Genomic DNA, 19,924 nt, shown 5'->3' with positions numbered 1-19,924 from the left:
GCTGAGCCATGATGTCAGCCTTGATCCGTTTCTCCATCCGCCACAGCGGTGTCATGATTGCACTGGCACTGATGACGGTGCTGTATGGTATCTATAAAACCGTCCATAGCCACTTGGATGTCTTCCCGGAGTTCGCCCCTACTCAGCTTGTCATCCAGACAGAGTCTCCCGGCCTTTCAGCCGAACTGGTGGAGTCCCTAGTCACCCAGCCACTGGAAAACGGCATTGCCGGTACCGTTGGTATCAGCAGCATCAGGTCACAATCCATTCCAGGCCTCTCGGTGATCACCGTTATTTTTGACGAATCCACGGACATCTACCGCAACCGCCAGGTGATTGCCGAACGGCTTTCCACACTGAACATCACGCTGCCCACAGGCATTGTACCCAATATCACCCCCCTGACCTCGTCAGCCAGTACGGTGCTGGGGATCGGGCTTACCTCGGATGTCAGGAACCTGAGCGAGTTGCGCACCCTGGTAGATTGGACCATCAAGCCGCATTTAATGGCAGTCCAGGGTGTTGCTGACGTCAATGTATTTGGCGGCGAAATCCGCCAGTTCCAGATCCAGGTTGACCCAGCCAAGCTGGTACGTTACAACTTGTCGCTGCAACAAATCGCCAATGCCGTCAGCCGTAGCACAGGCATCCGCGGCGCCGGGTTCATAGAAAACAACAACCAGCGCATTATCATCAATACCGAGGGCCAGGCCCTGAGCCCGCAACAACTGGCGCGCACGACGCTATTGCATGCTTCAGGCCAGACCTTGCGTATTTCCGATATCGGCAAGGTAGTAGAAGGCGCGATCCCATCCATCAGCGCAGCGGCTATCAATGGCAAGACCGGCATCTATCTCTCCGTGCAGTCGCAACTTGGTGCCAATACCAAAGGCGTCACCCAGGCAGTCGAAGCCGCCCTGAAAGAGCTGGCGTCTGTGCTGGATGCCAGGGAAGTCACCGTACACCCGGCGTTATTCCGCCCAGCCAATTTTATTGAAACGGCCATCGACAGTGTGCAAACGGATATCCTGATCGGCTCCGCACTGGTCATCGCCGTACTTTTCCTGTTCCTGTTCAATGTCCGGGCTGCCTTTATTTCCGCCACAGCCATTCCGCTTTCACTGCTTGCCGCCATCCTGGTTTTGCAGCACTTCGGCATTGGCCTCAATATCATGGTACTGGGCGGACTCGCCATTGCGCTGGGCGAGGTAGTGGACGATGCCATCATAGACTCGGAAAACATTTTCCGCCGCATACGCGAAAACCGCCTGCTGGCAACACCAGCGCCGCTGCATGAAGTCGTATTCAAGGCATCCATGGAAGTGCGCAGCTCGGTGGTCTATGCCACGTTCATCGTGGCACTGGTGTTTGTGCCATTGCTCACCATAGGCGGCGTTGCCGGCAAATTGTTCGCCCCGCTGGGGATGGCTTACATCATCGCCATCATGGCTTCCTTGTTGATCGCGCTCACGATCACCCCCGCACTTTGTTATTTGCTGCTGGGCCCATCCGCCAACCTCAAGACTGAAGACTCGCCCTTGATTCGATTTATCAAGCGTCATTACGTGCGCTACCTGCAGAGGATCGAGCAACATTACAAAGTATTGTTTGGTGTCACCATGATGTTCATTGCGCTCGGCCTTACCTCCCTGCCGCTTTTCAAGACACAATTCATTCCCAGCCTGCATGAAGGCCATTACATCATGCATATGACGGCAGTGCCTGGCACATCGGAGCAGGAATCGCTACGCATCGGCAAGAAAGTCACAGAAGTGCTGCAAGGCATCGACGGCGTGCGCTCAGTCGCCCAATGGGTAGGCCGCGCGCCCAATGGGGCCGATACATTCGGCACCCACTACAGCGAATTCGAGATCGAAATCGGTTCACTTTCTGGTGCGGAGCAACGTCGTATTCTGGAAGAAATCCGTGAAAAACTCTCCGGCATGGATGACGACGGTCCAGGCTACCCTGGCTTTGTCGGCGTCAACTTTGCCATCAATACCTTTCTCACGGAACGCATAGAAGAAACCATCTCGGGTTATGCTGCTGCCCTGGTGGTCAACATCTTCGGTCGCGATCTCGACAGCCTCAACCGGGATGCAGCTGCGGTGGCAGCAGCGCTTGCTGAAACACCCGGGGCCACGGATGTCATGATCCAGTCTCCCCCCGGTACGCCACAGCTAGTGATCAGGTTGCTTCCGGAAAAGCTGCTGCAATTCGGCCTGCATCCCAATAATGTGCTGGACACTATCCGAATTGCCTATGAAAGCATGCCGGTAAACCAGGTCTACCAAGGCAATCGCGTCATTGGCGTGGCAGTAGTGCTGGAGCCAGAGGCACGGCAAAACATTACACAGGTAGGCAAACTGCCTTTGCGCAACAACGAAGGACGCATGCTGCAGCTCAAGGATGTGGCAGATATCCGCCAGGAAAATGGCCAGTCCAAGATATTGCATCAAGGAGGCAAGCGCATCCAGACTGTCACCGCCAATCTGAAAGAGGGTGATATTCACGCTTTCTATGACCGGGCAAGGCAGAACATTAATACCGAAGTCACGCTTTCACCCGGCAATTACCTGGCTTTCAGCGGTGAAGCACAAGCGGGCAGCCAGGCACGGCAGGAACTCATCATCCACTCCCTGCTCGCATTCGGCGGCATATTTCTCATGCTTTACATCGCATTGGGCAACCTGCGCAACCTTATGCTCACTTTTCTCAACCTGCCTTTTGCGCTGATTGGCGGTGTGTTTGCCGTCGTTATGGCAGGCGGCTGGATTTCCATTGGTTCAATGGTGGGATTTGTCACCTTGTTCGGCATCACCTTGCGCAATGCCATCATGCTGATCTCGCATTATCAGCACCTGGTTGACCATGAAGGCCTGCAATGGAATCTGGACACCGCCATCCGTGGCGCCTCAGAACGGCTGCCCTCCATCCTCATGACCGCCCTGGTCACCGGCCTTGGCCTGTTGCCTCTTGCTATTGGCAGCGGGGAACCGGGCCGTGAGATAGAAGGACCCATGGCCACGATCATCGTAGGCGGGTTGGTTACATCCACCCTGCTCAACCTGTTGATTATGCCCGCCATCATGCTGCACCTCGGGCGTTTTGAAAAACGCCAGACACTGGCATGAGCAAGCAACCTGGACGAGAAAATTAACGGTAAAATGCCTGCATGAAAGCTGCTTGGCGATTAATATTTCTGCTACTACTGTGGTCAGCTCCGCTGGCTGCAGCCCCCGCTCCCTGGTACCTCTGGCAGAGCAAGCTGGATGGCAAGCTGGTCTGCCTGCAAACCTCGCCTGGCCCCGGTTGGGCCAAAATCAAAGGTCCCTTCAAGAATAACAACTGTAGTCATTGAGATGATGGCATTAAAGGATTTTTAATGGCTTGGTTTACCCTAATCATTGCAGGCTTGCTCGAAATCGTCTGGGCAGTGGGCCTGAAATACAGCCACGGCTTCACCCGTTTTTGGCCCAGCGTCGGCACTATCGTGGCCATGGTCTTGAGCGTCGTGCTATTGAGTATCGCCATGCGCTCGTTGCCTATGGGGACAGCTTATGCAGTCTGGGTCGGTATCGGTGCGGTAGGTGCTGTCATCATGGGCATATTCCTGTTCAACGAACCCACCAGCGCCATTCGGTTGATCAGTGTAGCGCTCATCATCACAGGGATCATCGGCCTCAAGCTGGCCACGCCATGATCAGAATGTCATCATCGTATAAGTGCTTGTGAACTGCCGGAGTTCACATCATCCAATATTACAGTCATTCCAGCGACGTTAATACCAAGCAACTTAAGCAAGGGATCAAGCACATTAGCCGTCACCATCGTAAGTAACGGAACAACCAGCCCATTGATCACCGGGGTAATCACTGTGTTTATAATGGGCCCGACAATGAAATCCAAGCAAATCCCCACAAGACATACATTCTCAATTACAAGTTGGCTCTGTTTCGTATAATCTGCCAGACTTTTCGTACCAGCATAACTATTGGCCGATTTAGGCACATTCCCGGCCACAGGATGATTGACGTTAAATGTAATCGAACTATTTGCCGGTGAAGATTGGCCGGGATTGTTGAGTAGACCGACATTTGTACTAATAACCCCCGCTAATGCTTTAATTTCTGCTGGCTTAGATAAGTCACCTGTTTTAGTCAACCTTAAATTGATCAGCCCTGGGTATGCATCAATCACAACGTCGGTTTGTCCTGTCCGTGTGCGAATATCCATCAACTCAGCGCGTCCTTGGGCAACCTCGAGTGAAAGCTTGAGATCGACGGATGCCAAGACGCTAAGTACCGCAGAAGGATACACATTGGTTTCAACCCGAACCTGTGCAGTCCTGGCTATTGTACACGCCACTCCTCCTGAAACTGCTGGCGGACCCATTACCAATTTTGGCGGCTCTATTACACGTATCTGTGTATTGATATTAGCCAATCCAAGCAGGCTAACGCCTAGTGGCAAATTGATAAAATTGTTCCCATTGGCAACCAATGCCGCTGTCTGAATCAGTGACAGGAGATTCACCCCCGCGGCAGCCACTGCATTGGAATCTGGATTGCTCACTTGGAGTATATTGCCTAGCTTGATTTCAGTACTATTCGCCGCACCCAAAAGCTTCGTCAGTGCATTCTCGACAACCCCTCGATCCACGCCTTCCAATAGCTGTACATTGCTGCCATTTTGAGTCACCGCCACATTAAGCAACTGCATAAAATTATTGAGCCCCAGCGGAGCATTGAGCAGTTCAGACACGGAACCGACCGTCAATCCATTCGCTTGCCCTGCGCGTAATAAGTCCAATAAGGTGATATTGGTATTAGCCAATCCTCTATAAGATAAAACATTCAATGCGACATTCGTCTGTAGCATTCGCCCAAGCAATGAATTCAATAACTCCGATTCAGCGGTATTAATAGCAAGAGCTGTCGATCCGACCCGAAAAACCGCATATGGATTACGTGTCGCTGCCACCGCTTCTGCCCGCAACAGGACCCGCTGATTAAAAATACCTCCAGCAAACAAACTGGAAGGTACTTCCTGGGTTGCCAGAACACGCACAGCACGGCGTTCGTTATTGGCAATAAAATTGCGAACACCATCACTTGTACTGTAGCTCCCCAGCTGTACTATATTTGGCGCAGAAGCCAGATTGCCTTGATAACCATTGGCCACAGCAGCATTTTGCGCTGCAGCCATGACCAGTTGCTGCATATTGGTATTATTGCCCTGCATGCATCCACCAGCCTGGCCTCCGGCAGCGATTGCCGCCATGTCAGCCACATTCTGCAACTGCCGCTTGATCATCCACAAGCGGCCACTATCCACGACAACGGCTACAAATAACACCGCCATCATAAGAGTCAGCACGCCAAACAGGCCGATCGCGCCTTGCTGATGTTTTTTGGTAGCGGTATGCATGGCATGCATCACTGCCGGTTGAACTGACCTGGATCAAATCGTTCAGGAATCGGACGAGTGAAGCTATCGAGATAACGTTTGTGGATGTTATCCATGGCAGGCCCTGACAGGTTTTGCTTGTTCAGGGATGCCTGGCTTCCTTCACGCTGCAAGGTCAGCCATTGCTCAGTCTGCGACAATGCTTCGCTTCTCTCCGGCTCCGATTGTTCATCCGCTGCCCATCCACAATTCGCAAAAATACTCAGGCATAACAAGCCTGTTACATTGAGTTTCCTGATCATTGGACCACCTCCAGCTGGGGACTAAGAATGCCGGTGCAAAGTTGGGTATTGCCATAGCAACTGCCCAGCGAGAATTGCTGGCGTTGATTGACTTGAAATGCAGGCAAGCCACTGGCTTCACGAATCCCCTGCAGATTTTGTTCGCTGACGCTGAAATCCCGCGCAAGTTGCGTGGCCCGCTCATCCTGTCCTGTCTTGTACATCAGCATGATGAGGTTATTGATGGCCAGACGGTTATTGCCATCCAACTCTATTGCCGTCAGCAGTTCGGTCAGAGCTGCCTGGTTATCGCCAAACATCATCAATGCATAGCCATAATCACCCCGAACCCTGCTGTCCACAGGCAACATCCTGCTTGCAGACTTGAGGTAATTTGTCGCGGCTTCATGCTGATCCTGCATTTCAGCCAGCAGGCCCAGCCCCTGGTATGCCAACCCGCCCACGCAACTTGAAACCAACTGCTGATAAAGCACACCAGCCTGTTCAAACTGGGCAGTCTGGCGCAAGGCATGTGCCCGGTACAACTTGGCCGCAGGAGAGTCCAGCTTCGCTGCATCCAGGAAGGCAAGGGCGGCATATGCCTTGCCCTCCCCCAGCACCCGGCCCACCATTTCAAGCTGTGTCTTGTCCTCCTGGCTGGCTTCAGCGCAAACTGGCTTGCCATTCTTCTGCTCCTTGCCATCTGCCAATATAGGCAATGCAGTCCACAACAAACTAATAGCCAGCAACCATTTTATCCATCTGGATTTATCCATTTCTCTACCCCTGTCCACTCAATGCCTTGCCCAACCCAATAAAGCCAGGGCCGGCTATAAAGATCATCAACGCCGGAAACATGAATATCATCATCACGATCGTCATCTTGGCCGAGAGCTTGCTGACACGCTCGCGTAATATGGAAAACTGGCGCTCCTCGACCAGCGCGGCATAACGCATCATGGAATCACGCACATTACCCCCTTGCTCTGCCACCTGCTTCAACATGGCAACTGCCTCGCTCAATTCGGGAATATCGAGCATCTGGCTCATGCTGAGCAATGCCTCTCCTCGATCTTGCCCTGTGCTGATCCTGGCCAGCACGCGTTGTAGCTCCTGCGCCAGATGAGGCATGATGTCCCCAGCCTGCTCCACCATAATGCGTAAGGAATGCTCCAGTGATAAACCGGAATCGAACAGCATGACCAACAGGTGCAGAAAAGTAGTGATCTCCTTGCTGATCAGCTTGCGCCGGCGCGCTGCCCGCCAACGCAGCAAATAGCGGATACCAACATAGAAAAAGGCAAATCCAAACAAGGCAAGCGACAGGCAACGGAACATGTCCTGGCCTTGTATCAATGTCACCAGCATCACGACGATGGCAAAGGCCAGTGGCCCCAGGCGGACAAACGCATTGAAAACAATCCGCGCCCTGCCCCTATAGCCTGCTTGTACCAAGAGTTTGAGGATTTCTCGGTCCTTGCTTGAAGGCAGGATGGAAAGCTGCTCGATAAAGCGCTCCAGGCCCCGTTTTGGCGATGGCAGGTGAACGCCACGCCTACGGCCAAAAACTTCATCGAAGCGGGCATTCGCATCACGCCGTGTACGCTTTGAAAATTCAGCGATCATCAATATCACGCTGCCTGCCAACAAGCCCACGACGCTGATGACTACCCAGGTATTCATGCCAGAGCCTGTTGACGTTTTGTTCGCGCGCCGCGTTGCTGCGCCATTTGGCGCGCAACCCGAAGGGCCGGGCCGGTTTTCGCACGGTGCTGCGTTATTCGTCGTTCATTTGGAATAACCAAACTTCTCTCCTCATGCCTTACCCCGCACAAAAACCGGCGCCGGCGCGGTCGTAAACAAAACATCAACAGGCCCTAAATACTCTTCATCATGCGCCAAAAAATCAGGATACCCACACCTTGCATGATCAACGCCGCCTTGAATATCAAGGCGCCGGATGGATCATTCAGCATCATGTCGATGTATCCCGGATTACTTGAAAACATGTAGGCCACAATCAGTAAAGGCGTTAATGACAACACCCAGGCAGTAATCTTGGTTTCCCCCGTCATGGCGGCGAGCTCACGCTGTGCCTGTTCACGCTGGCGTATCATCTGCACAATGCTTTTCAAAAGCTCCTGCGGCGAACTGCCATAATTGCTGCTGATACGGATTGCCAATGCAATCAGCCCCAGCTCCTTGATGTGGTGCAGCTCGGCAGCCGCTTGCATCGCATCGGCAAAACTCACCCCGAGGTCAGTCGCACGCACCACACGATCCAATACTGCGCGGAGCGGCATTTGCATATCCTCGGTCACGCCACGCACCGCCCCTTCCACACTCTTTCCGGTGGATAGCGCCCGCGAAACCTGGTCAATAAAAAGCGGGATTTGCGCAACAATCACGCGCTGGTGCCGACGTAAACGAAGATAGGGAACGACTACCAGCACAACGGCAGCCAATATCAGCGTACACAATGAGGCTTGCCACATCGGCATGTAGACATTGCCCAGCATGAGAAAAAGCAGCAGGAATCCACCAATCACGACGATATGCCAAGGTGCCGGCTCAAACCAAAATGCCACCGCAAAGCGCAGCCTGGCGCGTGTTATCCAGCTTTCATGCTGTCCCGGCAATAGGTTGTCCATCTTGCCGAAATAGGGCAAAGCCTGTTCAAAATTGAGCCGTGCCTTGGCCTGGACCTGCTTCTGTTTGCTTGCGGACCATAACAACAAGGCCAATACCAGCAACATGATGCAAAACGATAGAACGATCCATCTATTCATCACTCCTCCTAACTGAAGGCAAGTGCGCCACGAAGCTTGGGATTGCTCGGCGTTACCGGAAGGCTGGAAAACTGTTCCAGATCCGGGTTATAGCTGAACAACTCATTCGTCACGAAGCGGTCGTCCCGTATCCCCACCACTTCGACAATGGACGTAATCCTGCGCCTGCCATCGGGCATGCGCGTCACCTGGACAATCAGCTCTATGGCTGCAGAAATCATCTTGCGCAAGGTCGTCTCGGCACCCTGGAACCCAGCCAGGCCGGCCAATGTTTCCAGGCGCAACAAAGCATCCGATGGATTGTTGGCGTGCACGGTGCTCATGCAGCCTTCATGGCCGGTATTCATGGCCTGCAGCATGTCCATGACCTCCTTGCTGCGCACTTCGCCGAGAATAATACGGTCTGGCCTCATCCGGAGCGCATTGCGCACCAGGTCATGCGCAGACACTTCTCCCACGCCGTCAAGGTTGTGCGGACGCGTTTCCAGGCGTACGACATGTTCATGCTCAAGCCTGAGTTCCGCTGCATCCTCTATCGTGACAATACGTTCGCCACTGGGGATGGAACGGCTCATGAAATTCAGCATAGTGGTTTTCCCCGCCCCGGTACCCCCGCTGATGATGGTATTCACCCGGCGCTGGGCGGCATTGGTGAGAAAACTCAGCATTTGCGAATTCAAGGTGCCATATGCCAGCAGGTCATTGCCAAGGATAGGCGTCTTGCGAAACTTGCGTATGGACATGCAAGGGCCGTTCAAGGCGAGCGGTGGGATAATGACATTCAGCCGGCTGCCATCCGGCAAGCGTGCATCTACGGTAGGACTGGCCTCATCCACTCGACGGCCAAGCGGGGAAAGAATCCGGCGAATCACGCGCAACACGTGCTCGTTATCAATAAAGCGCAACTGGGTTTTCTCAAGCTTGCCCTTGCGCTCCACAAAAATATCCTTGGCGCCATTCACCAGAATGTCGTTGATGCCATCATCCTTGATCAAGGTTTCCAACGGGCCGAAGCCGGCCAGTTCATCGACCATTTCCTCAGTCAATTTTTCCAGGTCATATGCACTCACTACCAGCTGTTTTTCCGCCACATAGCGGTACACCTTGCTGTTGACATAAGTGAACATCTGCTGGCGCGACATATTGGACAGATCAGCCCGATCCTGCTCGATCTCTGCAATCAAATAGCTATGCAGCAATAGCTTGGTGTCTTGCGACTGTTCCGCAGCCTTGAGGTCAAACCCATATTCAGAGAGTCTCATGATAGGTAGTTACGACCTGATCAGATGGAAATCACCGAACAGGCGTTGCACGCTGGCAACCAGGCCTTGCCTGCGCGATTTCCCCCGGGTTTCCAGCAAGGTGTTCGCAAGCTCACGTATCCGAATGGCATAAAGACTTTTCGGACTCTGCTCCAGAATGCTTTCACCAGTATTGACTGCAGATAACCTGATCATGCCCGCAGGTGGCAGCAAGGCCAGCACAGGCAAGTCAAATGAACTGGCAATATTGTCCGCATCCGGCATCAGGCGGGCAAGATAATGATCCAGCACCAACCCGGTATTATGCAGCTCCAGCTTTTGCGTACGCAGGGCGCGCAACAACTCATAATTGCGCTTGCAACTGGGCACGCTCTGCTCAGCCACGAGAATGGTACGGTCCACTGCAGACAGTAACAGCTGCAGAAAATCCACGCGGGTGATTCCCCCCAGGTTAATCACCACCTGGGAAAAATGCTTTCTCAATGTGCGTAGAACGGTATAGATGTCAGCAGGGGAAATCTGGAAATCGTCTTCAGGGTCATCGGGCATGGAAAGCACCGACAAGCCAGACTTATGGCGGGTGAACCCGGTGTCAATCAAGGTCGCATCGACACGGGCCAGGTTACGCATGACATCAACAAAACTATATTTCCCCTGCACGCCCATGAACAACAGGCTGTCCGCATGCGGGATCCCCAAATCGACCAGCAGGGTAGATTCCTTCTCCTGCATTGCCTGCGCCAAATGAACCGCCAACATGGCAGAATCCGGACTGGGCCTGGCATTGATAATGGCAGTAATCTTGCCTGCTGCCTGCTGCGGAATGGCTTGTTCACGCTTGATGGCATTGCGCAGACTGTAGCGCCCGAGAATGGCAAGCAGTTCATTCTCTTTGCTGCCGATACGAATAAAATCCCTTGCGCCCGCACGCATGATCGTCAACAGCAGCTGCTCATCGGCAGTATCCGCCAGGGCAAGCACCGGCAGATCAGGCCTGGTGGAGCTGATCTCTTCAATAAACGCGATCTCCTGCAGGAATGCCGGTGATAATGCGACCTCCTGGCGGAAATCCTGTGAGCGCATGTGCAGCAATACTGCATTGATATCGACGGCATCCACCAGCTGGAATACCTTGGCAATATTCTGCTCTTCCACAAAGATAAACTTGCTGGAATGATCGGAGATGTTCCTGAGCCAGCGTATGCACTCATCACCATTGCTGACAACAATGTAATTGCGGCTATCTTGCATTAGCGTGACATCCCTGTTGAACTTGGTTTTGGATAGGCATCACGCGAGAGGAAAAACTCGCTGAATGACGGCTTGTAATGCTTGAGCTCTTCGCCCGGCAATGCGGGCAACGCTGCATTGCGTGCAATGGGGCGCACTAGCCTCGGAGTGACCACCATCAGCAACTCCTTATCCTCACGATCGAAGCGCTTGGAACTGAAAAATGCCCCGATGATGGGGATATTTCCCAACCAGGGCATCTTGTCTATGTTGTTGACCGTGTTACGGCTCACCATGCCGCTGATTACAAAGCTTTCGCCATTCCCCAGCGACACACTGGTTTCCGTACGCCTGACCTTGAGTCCAGGAACGGCCACCCCACCAGTCTGCACTGCATTGGCAAAATCCAGCTCACTGACTTCGGGAGCCACCTTGAGGAAAATCCGCTCGCCACTGAGGATGGTGGGGGTCAGCATTAGCCTAACGCCGTACTCCTTGTAACGGATCGTGATGGCGCTATCTGACCCGCCCCCTGTGCGGATCGGCACAGGGAACTCACCCCCGGCGAGGAACGTGGCAGTTTGGCCTGAGATCGCAGATAGCGACGGTTCGGCAAGCGTATAAGCAAAACCATTGGTTTCAAGTATGCTCAATGTGCCCAGCAAACCGGAGCCATTATTGCCAAATACGACATTAAAGGCATTCAAGACAGGTAAAAAACCCGAGCCGCTGACAAAGTTGAAGCCCGTTGCCGTTGCATCTCTCTCTACTCCTGATAGCGTGTCAGGCGGGGACACAACACCAAAACCCCTGCGATTGCCGCCATTGCGCCCGACCAAAAAACCAAAGCGCATGGCGTTCTGCCTGCTAACCTCCACCACCTTGATGTCAATCTGTACGTGGCTTTCAAATTCACTATTCGATACATCAAGCGGCCCGTTACGGTCTTTTTGCAAGGACTCCAGCGCCCGCGCATGCTCCTCTAGTGAGAGCGCTTCTCCAGCCAGCGCAACACCACTACCCGCTGCCTCAATATGTAATTGATCTACATCCGCAGCTTTTAATCCTTGCTCCTCAAGCGCAAGAGAGGGTGCCACACTGACTTGCAGTACTCGATTGGGCTGACTTGTCTTACCATCCCACAAGCTGATTTCAGTTGCGCCTACGGCCTTGGGAACAATTATCAAGGTCCTGGGACTGGTCATGGTGACAGCCAGCACATCAGGATTGGCGACAGCGACGCGATGTAATGCCACCGTGTGCTCATATATCTTTTGCTGCCCCATGCTGACCAAAATATCTTCGGCCCACGCCCTCTGCACCAGCAGCAATAAGCCAATCCCCAATATCCAGACCAGTTTTCCCCTTGAGTTCAACGCAGCCATTTACTGTCCTTTGAAACTGATTGTTTCTGTCTTATCACCGGCGTGGACGATGACGCTGATCACTTCGGTTTTTTTCTGTACAGGCAATGTTTTTACTGATCGGGATGCCGCTTGAACCGGTGGCTTCTGCTGTGTTCCGGCAATTTCTGACAAACGAACCAAATCACTTGCCTTGCTCGGCAACTCTGGATTTGCCCCTCGTAGCGACAAGCGCAAAGTGCCGCCGCTGGCTGCCAGCATCAGGCGCGCCACATCCTCCTCTTTCACGGCGATTACAGCAGAATGTCCACTCAGCGCCTGATGCTTGTCATCATTGCCATTGACAAGCATCGAAGCAGATCCGGGGGAGATACTTGAGGAGGAGACATCCTGCTGTAGGGTTTCACCGTAACTGAGAACGCGCACATCCTTGAGGATGGATTGTGCGGAGCTGTCTGTAGTCATGCCATTACTGTTGTTGAGATATACAAGCACATCAACATGGTCGCCAGGCTGAATGAATCCACCCACCCCCACCACGTCGTCTACCTTAATTGCAACGCCTCGCTCGCCACTCTTGAGCAATTGGGCGGCTGGGCCACGTTGCGGAAAATGACTAGGCAGCAAGATGGCGCCTTTTTCCACATGGCTTTCCACCATTCGCCCGACCAAACTTGCGGTAGATGTGTAGGCAAGCTGGTTCTGGGTTTCACTTTCGTCCAGTGCCAGATCCTCTGGCAGCAATACATGTCCAGCGGGAACATCCTGGCGTGCCACAACCTGGGAATAACGCACAATAGAAACCGGGGCTGGCGTATGAACCTCAGGCTGATGACTCATCCTGATACCATACCAGCCCACCAATACCGCCCCGATAAATAAAAGGATTGCTGTAATCCTTAACGCATTTCCGCTCATTTTTATTATGGCCCGCTGTTGAAATCAGCAGTAATGCCAGGGTCAAGCTAGATTTATCCTGGCATTACCTTGTAAGTGCAGAGGCATGGGCAACATGGGCCCATAACCGGGAATATTCAGAATGGGGATGACTGGATTGCCGCTGTAATTGTGGTAAACCACCCGTACAGTCAAACTATCCCCCGCCACATCCACCACTACATTGCCGTTATTTTCACCCAGCACGTGCTGCCGGATATTTTCAGGCAGCCAGGTCAAGGTACTGCCCACCGTATGCCTTACCCTTGCTGCCATTACACTGTTCACATTAGTGGACGCCATTGGATCCACGGCAATAGCAGAGCGCGCGCCTTCAGATGCGGCAAATACAAATGATGATTGCAGCAGAAAGACAATGGCGTAAGTCACTAGGGCATAAAACAACGTGAAGAACAGCATGAACAACATGGCAAACTCAATGGCAGCCGCACCTGACTGGCATTGTCTTGATGTGCTTTTCCTCAATGTACTTTTTATAGATGCCATAATTCCATTCCCCACATTTCCGGAAACAGGATAACCACACACATTGCCAATGCCAGTGCCGCCCCGAATGGGATATAGCGTTGCTTGCGGCCTTCCCGGCTCACTGATATCCAACCCGATGCCATCAATTGCGGCGTCAGGTGCCACCAAATCACCAATCCTGCCAGCACGCCAATCGACGCCAGTACAAAACTGGCCACTACCACCTTGACACCACATAGCACGGCAATGGCTGCCAATAATTTCACATCCCCGCCACCTAGTGTCTTGGTGGCATATCCAGGGATCGTCAGAAGAAAAGCTACGGCCAAACCCCAAAAGGCAGAGGATATGGGTTGGCCGTAGTAGTAAACTTGCCCTGTTATTGACATATAGGCCAATCCAAGACCTATTGCCCCGAAGCTAAAAAAATTAGGAATTTTTCTATGAGTAAGATCAAAAAAGACAACATATAAAGCCCATAAAGACAACATAAGGGCATCCATATCTACGGCTCAGCTACCTAATGAAGTACTAATATTAGTAAAAATCGTATTTATTTTTCCTGAAATATCAGTAGTAAATGTAGCTAAGACAACAGCCACCATAGCCGCAATCAGGGCATATTCGATACCACTCGCCCCCTCTTCATCATGATAGAAATCGATCAACCATTGCTTCATCATTGCGAACATTGCATTCTCCTTACATGGGCTACTCATTTGCGGCATTACGACTTAAGCAATGCCATTTGAATAAAGCATACACACATTGATAAATACAGTAAATATGAAAAATATGAAACATGTAAAATTTGTATCGTCATATTCATCAATTTCTTTAACAACAAAATGCCAAAAGAAATAAAAAAACGGCCAGGATGAATAATCCTGGCCGTTTTTAATGATTGAATTAAAAAACTATCAATTAGTCATATTTAATATATTTGAAGCGTGCATCGTCATTGGGGGTGCCTTCCAAAGCTCCCTGCTCTTTCCCGGGTTGCCACTGGATGACAGACTCTATCTTGCGTGCCAGCTCCCAGTCCTTGTCGGTAATACCCTTGGCCGTATGGGTGCTGAGCTTGACGATGACGAAGGCATACGACACCGTGAGATCCGGATGATGCCAGGCTGCTTCTGCTAGGTGACCTATGGTATTTACCACCATCAAGGTAGCTTTCCAGCCACTGGTTTTGTACTTGCGCCGGATCCAGCCATCCTCGTAATACCAATGCAGCAATTCCGTTTCCAACAGCTTTGCCTTGATTTCCGCTTCGCTATAGGTACGTTCTTTCTGTTCGCTCATATTTTTCTCCTCTAGTTCCAGGAACAGCGCACCGGCAAGCCAACCCGCACGAGCTCTTCCTCAATGAAGCCTTCATTGAATGCCACACAGTCCTGGCGCCCCACTACCCAGGTATTGAATGCCTTGCCTGCAATATGATCGCCAAACGCACTATCGACAAATCCTTCCTTGGTGAGCTTCTCTAGCGACACTTGCTGGTCAGCATCCGGGCGCGAGGATTTCACAAGGATCAGGTGTTCGGCATTGAGTTTGGCCGCGAGATAAGCCGCAAGGCTGTCGGAAGTGATGCCCCAATTCATGGGAATGCTTTCATCGGCACAGATCATGTCGCTCGGCAGCCAGACAATGCCGCGATGCTGCCAACCGCGCTCGGCAATTTCAAGCTCGCTACGCGCGGTCACCAGGCGCGGGCTCAGCCCGGTCATCAATACGCCATATTGGTCCATTGCCATCACCGCCATCCGATGTGCGGTCGAATCGTCAATACCGCTACTCATCTGCGCATCGCGCACTGCATCGGCAAAAATCCCGCCCCCCGGCACGATCAGCACCTGGCCGTCCCCATGACGCGCGACGATATCCAGCCAGATATTGAGTTCGGGCGAACCTAAAAGGCTGCCTCCCAGTTTAATTACCCACATCTTGGTCACCCCGAAAATGTTCAATGAGTTTTAGCATGGTTGATGCCTTGTCCCAGGTTTCCCTATACTCTTTATCGGCTTCTGAATCTGCTACGATACCACCTCCAGCCCAGAAACGGATTTCTCCGTGCGAATAGATGGCAGTACGGATGGCAATATTGGTATCCATATTGCCATCAAACCCGATATATCCAATCGCGCCGCAATACACACCTCGGCGATGCGGCTCCAGTTCCTCAATGATTTCCATCGCCCTGAGCTTGGGCGCCCCGGTAATGGACCCGCCGGGAAATGCCCCGCGCAACAAGTCCACAGCCTCGTGCTGGTCACTCAACTTACCCGTCACGGTGCTGACCAGGTGATGGACGTTGGTATAGCTTTCGAGCGCAAACAGGCGATCTGCCCTGACCGAGCCGGTTGCACAGCTCTTGCCAATGTCATTGCGCAACAAATCGACAATCATCAGGTTCTCGGCCCTATCCTTGAGGCTGCTTTTCAAGTCATCCGCCTGCCTTGCATCCTCATCCGCATCAACAGAGCGTGGCCGCGTTCCTTTAATCGGACGGGTCTCCACATGGCGCCCGCTCACCTGGAGGAAGCGTTCCGGCGAATCGGAAAGCACTTGTACGCCAGGCAGGTTCATGAAGGCCATGAAAGGGGCGGAACCTATTTTGCGCAAGTATTGATAAGCCTGCCATGCATCACCACTGGCATTAGCACTGAACCGTTGCGCCAGGTTAACCTGATAACAGTCCCCTTCGTGGATATAGCGCTGTATACGCTCGAACACCCGCTGATAGCCAGCTTCGTCAAAATTGGAACGCGCCTCTGTATTGACGATAAAACCATCACTCTGCTGTACGGCATCGCCATCGAATAGCGCGCACAATGACGCCCATTTAGACTTGCGCTCTTCCAGAATGGCACAACACACCAGCCAGGTTTGCCGCTTGCGGTGGTCAACGATCACTGCCCAGTCATAAATCCCCGCCATCATCTCAGGGATATGCTCGCCATCTTCCGCGTGATCAGGCAAGGATTCTAGATTGCGGGCAAGGTCATAACTGAAATACCCCACCGCACCGCCTGTAAACGGCAGGTCGGACTCTAGGCGTGGGTATTGGTGCAATGCCTGCTTCAATAGAAGAAACGGATCATCATTCGATTCATGCACTCCATGCTGATCAAGCACTTCGGTCACGCTTCCGCGAGTAGTGAAGGTCATGACAGGATCTGCCACCATGATGTCGTAGTGGCCGTAATCATTGCCCGGATGTCCGCTGTCCAGGTAGATCGCCCATGGCTGGTGCGCTATTTTTGCAAACAGGGCCGAGCTATCAGCCTGATAGGGAAGTTCCCGTCTCAGCATGATGACTCCGAACCTGACGAAGGAATACCCAGATTGGCAACAGCGTAAGCAGGGAGGCAAACGCCAGCCCAATTCCGCACTTGGTCAGACTCGGCCTTCAACAGCGAACTGGCCGCAATGAACTCATGGCCAAGCTGCTGAGCCAATTCACGCACGAGAAACGTACCTGCCCCTGCACCAATAAAAGGAGTGCCAGGGCGAATCAGGTTGCGGGAAAGGTTACGCAAAGCCGCACGGCGTAACAGATCAAGCTGTTGCTGCTTGAAAGCCTGCGCCAGATGCACCCATGCAGCCTTGTCAGCATCGGAAGCATCCCGCCCCACCATGCGTGCCAGACGCCTGCTGGTTTCCTCAAGCGTCTTGCCTGCGCCATCAGCAGTAGCCCCCATATCCTCTGCCGGGTCCAGCTCACCTGTCAGGCGGTAAATATCGGCGGTCGTCGCAAAATGCTCAGCGGCAACATTCTGCCATTGCCCGGCAAAAGGGATGCTGGTAGCCAGGGCCATCAGCGATGTACGGACAACGCCGGTATAGACCAACTCTTCGTGCTGCATCCGCTCGGCATCGGTTTTCCCCAGATTCGCGGGTTTTCCCTCTTGTAACAAGACAAAATCCGCTGTGGTACTGCCTATATCAATGAACAAACCCTGCTTGAGTTTGCGTGCAACAAAGGCAGCACTCGCCAGCCAATTAGCCGATGCAATCGCATTGGCACAGGACTGCACCTGCTCCAGCGACACAAAGCCATTATGCCCAGCAAAAAACAACACATCGCCACTCAACTTGGCACGCACGCGTGATGCAATCTCCCAAACACCCGTTGGCCGGTCTGGGAAAATGTCCGCAAGCTCTCCGGTCATCGTCACACTGTGGCGTATGACTTCTACGCCAAGTTGGGAAAGTACTAAGTCAAGGGCAGCATCCAGTTGCTCAAGCCCCTGCCATAGCGGACATGGAACCTGCACTACCTCGGTGGCAACACCATCCTGGCGGACCAATGCCGCTTTCAGGTTGGCGCCACCAATGTCCCAGCCTAAATAATGTTGGGGTGACGGGATGGTTTCAGTCATTCAGATTGATTTCAATTCGATTGCGCTGCAAACCAGACGGCAGCTTGAAGTCTTCATTATAAAACAAGTCCAGCAACAGCCGCGCCGGGTTATAGGCAATTGCAGCCTCAAGCCCGGCAAAAGAAGTGGTCAGGCGCGGATTCACTTCCAGCACATGCAACCGCCCATCGTCCCCGACTATCAGATCCACGCCGACATAGCCGAATAACCCTGGGATGGCTGCGGCAACCTGTTGCGCAATCTGGTCGAAGCCTGCCCAGTGTTCCATGAGACCATTCACTATACCGCCCCGATATTGAATGCTTTTTTGATCAACGTGGATCAACTGTTGGTTGCACGTCAACAGCCAGGCCTGGCCATCACGGCACAGCATGGTGAAGCTGGCAGCCTTTCCTTCGATATAAGGCTGGATAATATGACTGGCGGTAGGTCCCTGCGTTAGCCAACGCTCCAGGCTATCAGCATCATTAAAGTAATGGACGTCATCGCAACTCACGCCATCATCAGGCTTGGTCACCCAGCCATTCCTGGCTTGAGAGTGATCGGGAACACGAGTCGTTGCCACCATGGGCAAGCCGGCCAAGCGCAATTGCTCATAGGTCCGCCATTTGCTACTTGCAATCTTCACCGCTGCTGCCGTGCTTGTAAGCAATGCTTTACCGGACATTTCGACCAGCTCGGTCAATTGAGATAAGGCGCCAGCGCTTTCCGGGGCTACCAACCAGACCAGATCCGCCTCGGCAATCAATGATGCCCACACTTGCCATGGCGCATCACCATCTTGCAGCACATGGCAGTGTGACATATAGATTGGCATCGGCAACCGCGCATCATGCGCAGACAGAATGCCAACGCCCGCAACCCGGCTCATGGCATCCAGCATGGCATCCCGCATCAACACTGCTTCCTGTGCCAGAGATGCAGGAATAGGCTCGCGGTATAATCCTCCCGCTGTCAGGTATTCAAAAACCAGGATATGGGTTGTCGAAGAAAAAGGAGTAGTTGTGGAAGTCATACCAGTGATTGATCTTATGAATGGCCTCGTGGTCCACGCCCGCAAAGGTGAGCGTGCACATTACCAGCCACTAACATCCAGCCTTTGCAAAAGCAGTGCAGTATCGGAAATTCTTGAGGCATTGCTCAGATTATACCCATTCCCAGTTGTCTACATTGCCGATTTGGACGCCATACAAAAGCGTGGACACCACCTAGGCCTGATCAACCAACTACTCCAACAACATCCTGGGCTTGAAATCTGGATTGATGCAGGGATCAACTCCATCGCAGATATTCAATATTGGGCGCATGATCGCCTACGTCCGGTGCTGGGCACTGAAAGCATTCCCGACATTGCCACCTGGCACCAACTTTCGCAGGTGTGCGCAGGCAAGCATATTCTTTCACTTGATTTCACCCTGGCTGGCTACCAGGGGCCGCCTGAGTTGCTACAGAGCGCCCAATTCTGGCCTAGCGACATTATCGTGATGAGCCTGCCGCATGTTGGCAGTTACAGCGGACCAGATATCGCAAGCCTGAGCCAATTCCGCACACAACACCCATCGCACTACATTTACGCTGCTGGCGGCATACGTCACCTCGCAGACCTTCAACTCCTAGATGCGAGAGGAATCAAGGGGGCGCTGATTGCCAGCGCCCTGCATAATGGCAACCTGGATCAAGCAGCATTACAGACGATACTTGCGCATAAAACAAAAACGCCCTGATAGCAAAATATCAAGGCGTTTTTATTGATACCGACGTCATGATGGCGACATCGGA

General features: G+C 52.8%; 20 protein-coding genes. 3 read left to right on the top strand and 17 right to left on the bottom strand.

Annotated features, from left to right (window positions below):
• Positions 1-8: 8 nt before the first annotated feature.
• Both LG198_RS02790 and sugE read left to right on the top strand, forming a co-directional pair.
• Positions 9-3,134, top strand: a complete 3,126-nt coding sequence (locus tag LG198_RS02790; RefSeq protein WP_230341643.1) for an efflux RND transporter permease subunit — start codon at positions 9-11, stop codon at positions 3,132-3,134.
• Between the two features lie 251 nt (positions 3,135-3,385).
• Positions 3,386-3,703: a quaternary ammonium compound efflux SMR transporter SugE gene (gene sugE, locus LG198_RS02785; protein ID WP_230341642.1), complete on the top strand. Its 318-nt coding sequence runs from the start codon at positions 3,386-3,388 to the stop codon at positions 3,701-3,703.
• An 11-nt stretch (positions 3,704-3,714) separates the two neighbouring features.
• Here sugE and LG198_RS02780 read toward each other — a convergent pair whose 3' ends face one another.
• The 17 genes from LG198_RS02780 to LG198_RS02700 form a co-directional block, all read right to left on the bottom strand.
• On the bottom strand, positions 3,715-5,430 hold the full coding sequence (locus LG198_RS02780; protein ID WP_230341641.1) for a TadG family pilus assembly protein: 1,716 nt from the start codon (positions 5,428-5,430) through the stop codon (positions 3,715-3,717).
• An 8-nt stretch (positions 5,431-5,438) separates the two neighbouring features.
• Positions 5,439-5,711: a DUF3613 domain-containing protein gene (locus LG198_RS02775; protein WP_230341640.1), complete on the bottom strand. Its 273-nt coding sequence runs from the start codon at positions 5,709-5,711 to the stop codon at positions 5,439-5,441.
• Positions 5,708-6,466 (bottom strand): tetratricopeptide repeat protein, encoded by a 759-nt coding sequence (locus tag LG198_RS02770; protein ID WP_230341639.1) that lies wholly within the window; start codon positions 6,464-6,466, stop codon positions 5,708-5,710. The genes LG198_RS02775 and LG198_RS02770 overlap by 4 nt, the downstream gene beginning before the upstream one ends.
• 4 nt (positions 6,467-6,470) lie before the next feature.
• Positions 6,471-7,373: a type II secretion system F family protein gene (locus LG198_RS02765; RefSeq protein WP_230341638.1), complete on the bottom strand. Its 903-nt coding sequence runs from the start codon at positions 7,371-7,373 to the stop codon at positions 6,471-6,473.
• 194 nt (positions 7,374-7,567) lie between these two features.
• Positions 7,568-8,479: a type II secretion system F family protein gene (locus LG198_RS02760; protein ID WP_230341637.1), complete on the bottom strand. Its 912-nt coding sequence runs from the start codon at positions 8,477-8,479 to the stop codon at positions 7,568-7,570.
• Positions 8,480-8,487: 8 nt separating this feature from the next.
• On the bottom strand, positions 8,488-9,741 hold the full coding sequence (locus tag LG198_RS02755) for a CpaF family protein (protein WP_230341636.1): 1,254 nt from the start codon (positions 9,739-9,741) through the stop codon (positions 8,488-8,490).
• A 9-nt stretch (positions 9,742-9,750) separates the two neighbouring features.
• Entirely contained in the window at positions 9,751-10,992 is a 1,242-nt protein-coding gene (locus LG198_RS02750; RefSeq protein WP_230341635.1) for an AAA family ATPase, read from the bottom strand.
• Positions 10,992-12,356 carry a type II and III secretion system protein family protein gene (locus LG198_RS02745; protein WP_230341634.1) on the bottom strand — a complete coding sequence of 455 codons (1,365 nt, stop codon included), beginning with the start codon at positions 12,354-12,356 and terminating at the stop codon, positions 10,992-10,994. The genes LG198_RS02750 and LG198_RS02745 overlap by 1 nt, the downstream gene beginning before the upstream one ends.
• Positions 12,357-13,253 (bottom strand): Flp pilus assembly protein CpaB, encoded by an 897-nt coding sequence (gene cpaB / locus LG198_RS02740; protein WP_268866760.1) that lies wholly within the window; start codon positions 13,251-13,253, stop codon positions 12,357-12,359.
• 42 nt (positions 13,254-13,295) lie between these two features.
• Complete coding sequence (locus tag LG198_RS02735; protein WP_268866759.1) at positions 13,296-13,778, bottom strand: TadE/TadG family type IV pilus assembly protein; 483 nt, start codon at positions 13,776-13,778, stop codon at positions 13,296-13,298.
• Positions 13,766-14,251 (bottom strand): A24 family peptidase, encoded by a 486-nt coding sequence (locus LG198_RS02730; RefSeq protein WP_230341631.1) that lies wholly within the window; start codon positions 14,249-14,251, stop codon positions 13,766-13,768. Before LG198_RS02730 ends, LG198_RS02735 begins: the two co-directional genes overlap by 13 nt.
• A gap of 21 nt (positions 14,252-14,272) precedes the next feature.
• Positions 14,273-14,452 (bottom strand): Flp family type IVb pilin, encoded by a 180-nt coding sequence (locus tag LG198_RS02725; RefSeq protein ID WP_230341630.1) that lies wholly within the window; start codon positions 14,450-14,452, stop codon positions 14,273-14,275.
• Between the two features lie 232 nt (positions 14,453-14,684).
• Entirely contained in the window at positions 14,685-15,065 is a 381-nt protein-coding gene (locus tag LG198_RS02720; protein WP_230341629.1) for a 4a-hydroxytetrahydrobiopterin dehydratase, read from the bottom strand.
• Between the two features lie 11 nt (positions 15,066-15,076).
• Positions 15,077-15,706, bottom strand: a complete 630-nt coding sequence (locus LG198_RS02715; protein ID WP_230341628.1) for an amino acid kinase family protein — start codon at positions 15,704-15,706, stop codon at positions 15,077-15,079.
• Positions 15,693-17,075 (bottom strand): aminodeoxychorismate synthase component I, encoded by a 1,383-nt coding sequence (gene pabB / locus LG198_RS02710; RefSeq protein ID WP_230341627.1) that lies wholly within the window; start codon positions 17,073-17,075, stop codon positions 15,693-15,695. The genes LG198_RS02715 and pabB overlap by 14 nt, the downstream gene beginning before the upstream one ends.
• On the bottom strand, positions 17,069-18,145 hold the full coding sequence (locus LG198_RS02705; RefSeq protein WP_230341626.1) for a hydantoinase/oxoprolinase family protein: 1,077 nt from the start codon (positions 18,143-18,145) through the stop codon (positions 17,069-17,071). The genes pabB and LG198_RS02705 overlap by 7 nt, the downstream gene beginning before the upstream one ends.
• Complete coding sequence (locus LG198_RS02700) at positions 18,138-19,160, bottom strand: ATP-grasp domain-containing protein (protein WP_230341625.1); 1,023 nt, start codon at positions 19,158-19,160, stop codon at positions 18,138-18,140. The genes LG198_RS02705 and LG198_RS02700 overlap by 8 nt, the downstream gene beginning before the upstream one ends.
• Between LG198_RS02700 and LG198_RS02695 the strand changes: the two genes are divergently transcribed.
• Positions 19,150-19,869, top strand: coding sequence for a HisA/HisF-related TIM barrel protein (locus LG198_RS02695; protein ID WP_230341624.1), 720 nt, complete (start codon positions 19,150-19,152; stop codon positions 19,867-19,869). The two genes, LG198_RS02700 and LG198_RS02695, sit on opposite strands and share 11 nt — an antisense overlap.
• Positions 19,870-19,924 lie beyond the last annotated feature (55 nt).

The organism is Methylobacillus arboreus (assembly GCF_020532725.1).
GTDB lineage: Bacteria > Pseudomonadota > Gammaproteobacteria > Burkholderiales > Methylophilaceae > Methylobacillus > Methylobacillus arboreus.
Note: the sequence above shows the minus strand (reverse complement) of the source record. Positions and strands in the feature narration are given on the sequence as shown.

Bases quoted from the DNA above. Each gene is read 5' to 3' on its own strand.
- LG198_RS02790 (WP_230341643.1), top strand. From the start codon at position 9: ATGATGTCAGCCTTGATCCGTTTCTCCATCCGCCACAGCGGTGTCATG.
- sugE (WP_230341642.1), top strand. From the start codon at position 3,386: ATGGCTTGGTTTACCCTAATCATTGCAGGCTTGCTCGAAATCGTCTGG.
- LG198_RS02780 (WP_230341641.1), bottom strand. From the start codon at position 5,430: ATGCATACCGCTACCAAAAAACATCAGCAAGGCGCGATCGGCCTGTTT.
- LG198_RS02775 (WP_230341640.1), bottom strand. From the start codon at position 5,711: ATGATCAGGAAACTCAATGTAACAGGCTTGTTATGCCTGAGTATTTTT.
- LG198_RS02770 (WP_230341639.1), bottom strand. From the start codon at position 6,466: ATGGATAAATCCAGATGGATAAAATGGTTGCTGGCTATTAGTTTGTTG.
- LG198_RS02765 (WP_230341638.1), bottom strand. From the start codon at position 7,373: ATGAATACCTGGGTAGTCATCAGCGTCGTGGGCTTGTTGGCAGGCAGC.
- LG198_RS02760 (WP_230341637.1), bottom strand. From the start codon at position 8,479: ATGAATAGATGGATCGTTCTATCGTTTTGCATCATGTTGCTGGTATTG.
- LG198_RS02755 (WP_230341636.1), bottom strand. From the start codon at position 9,741: ATGAGACTCTCTGAATATGGGTTTGACCTCAAGGCTGCGGAACAGTCG.
- LG198_RS02750 (WP_230341635.1), bottom strand. From the start codon at position 10,992: ATGCAAGATAGCCGCAATTACATTGTTGTCAGCAATGGTGATGAGTGC.
- LG198_RS02745 (WP_230341634.1), bottom strand. From the start codon at position 12,356: ATGGCTGCGTTGAACTCAAGGGGAAAACTGGTCTGGATATTGGGGATT.
- cpaB (WP_268866760.1), bottom strand. From the start codon at position 13,253: ATGAGCGGAAATGCGTTAAGGATTACAGCAATCCTTTTATTTATCGGG.
- LG198_RS02735 (WP_268866759.1), bottom strand. From the start codon at position 13,778: ATGGCATCTATAAAAAGTACATTGAGGAAAAGCACATCAAGACAATGC.
- LG198_RS02730 (WP_230341631.1), bottom strand. From the start codon at position 14,251: ATGTTGTCTTTATGGGCTTTATATGTTGTCTTTTTTGATCTTACTCAT.
- LG198_RS02725 (WP_230341630.1), bottom strand. From the start codon at position 14,452: ATGTTCGCAATGATGAAGCAATGGTTGATCGATTTCTATCATGATGAA.
- LG198_RS02720 (WP_230341629.1), bottom strand. From the start codon at position 15,065: ATGAGCGAACAGAAAGAACGTACCTATAGCGAAGCGGAAATCAAGGCA.
- LG198_RS02715 (WP_230341628.1), bottom strand. From the start codon at position 15,706: ATGTGGGTAATTAAACTGGGAGGCAGCCTTTTAGGTTCGCCCGAACTC.
- pabB (WP_230341627.1), bottom strand. From the start codon at position 17,075: ATGCTGAGACGGGAACTTCCCTATCAGGCTGATAGCTCGGCCCTGTTT.
- LG198_RS02705 (WP_230341626.1), bottom strand. From the start codon at position 18,145: ATGACTGAAACCATCCCGTCACCCCAACATTATTTAGGCTGGGACATT.
- LG198_RS02700 (WP_230341625.1), bottom strand. From the start codon at position 19,160: ATGACTTCCACAACTACTCCTTTTTCTTCGACAACCCATATCCTGGTT.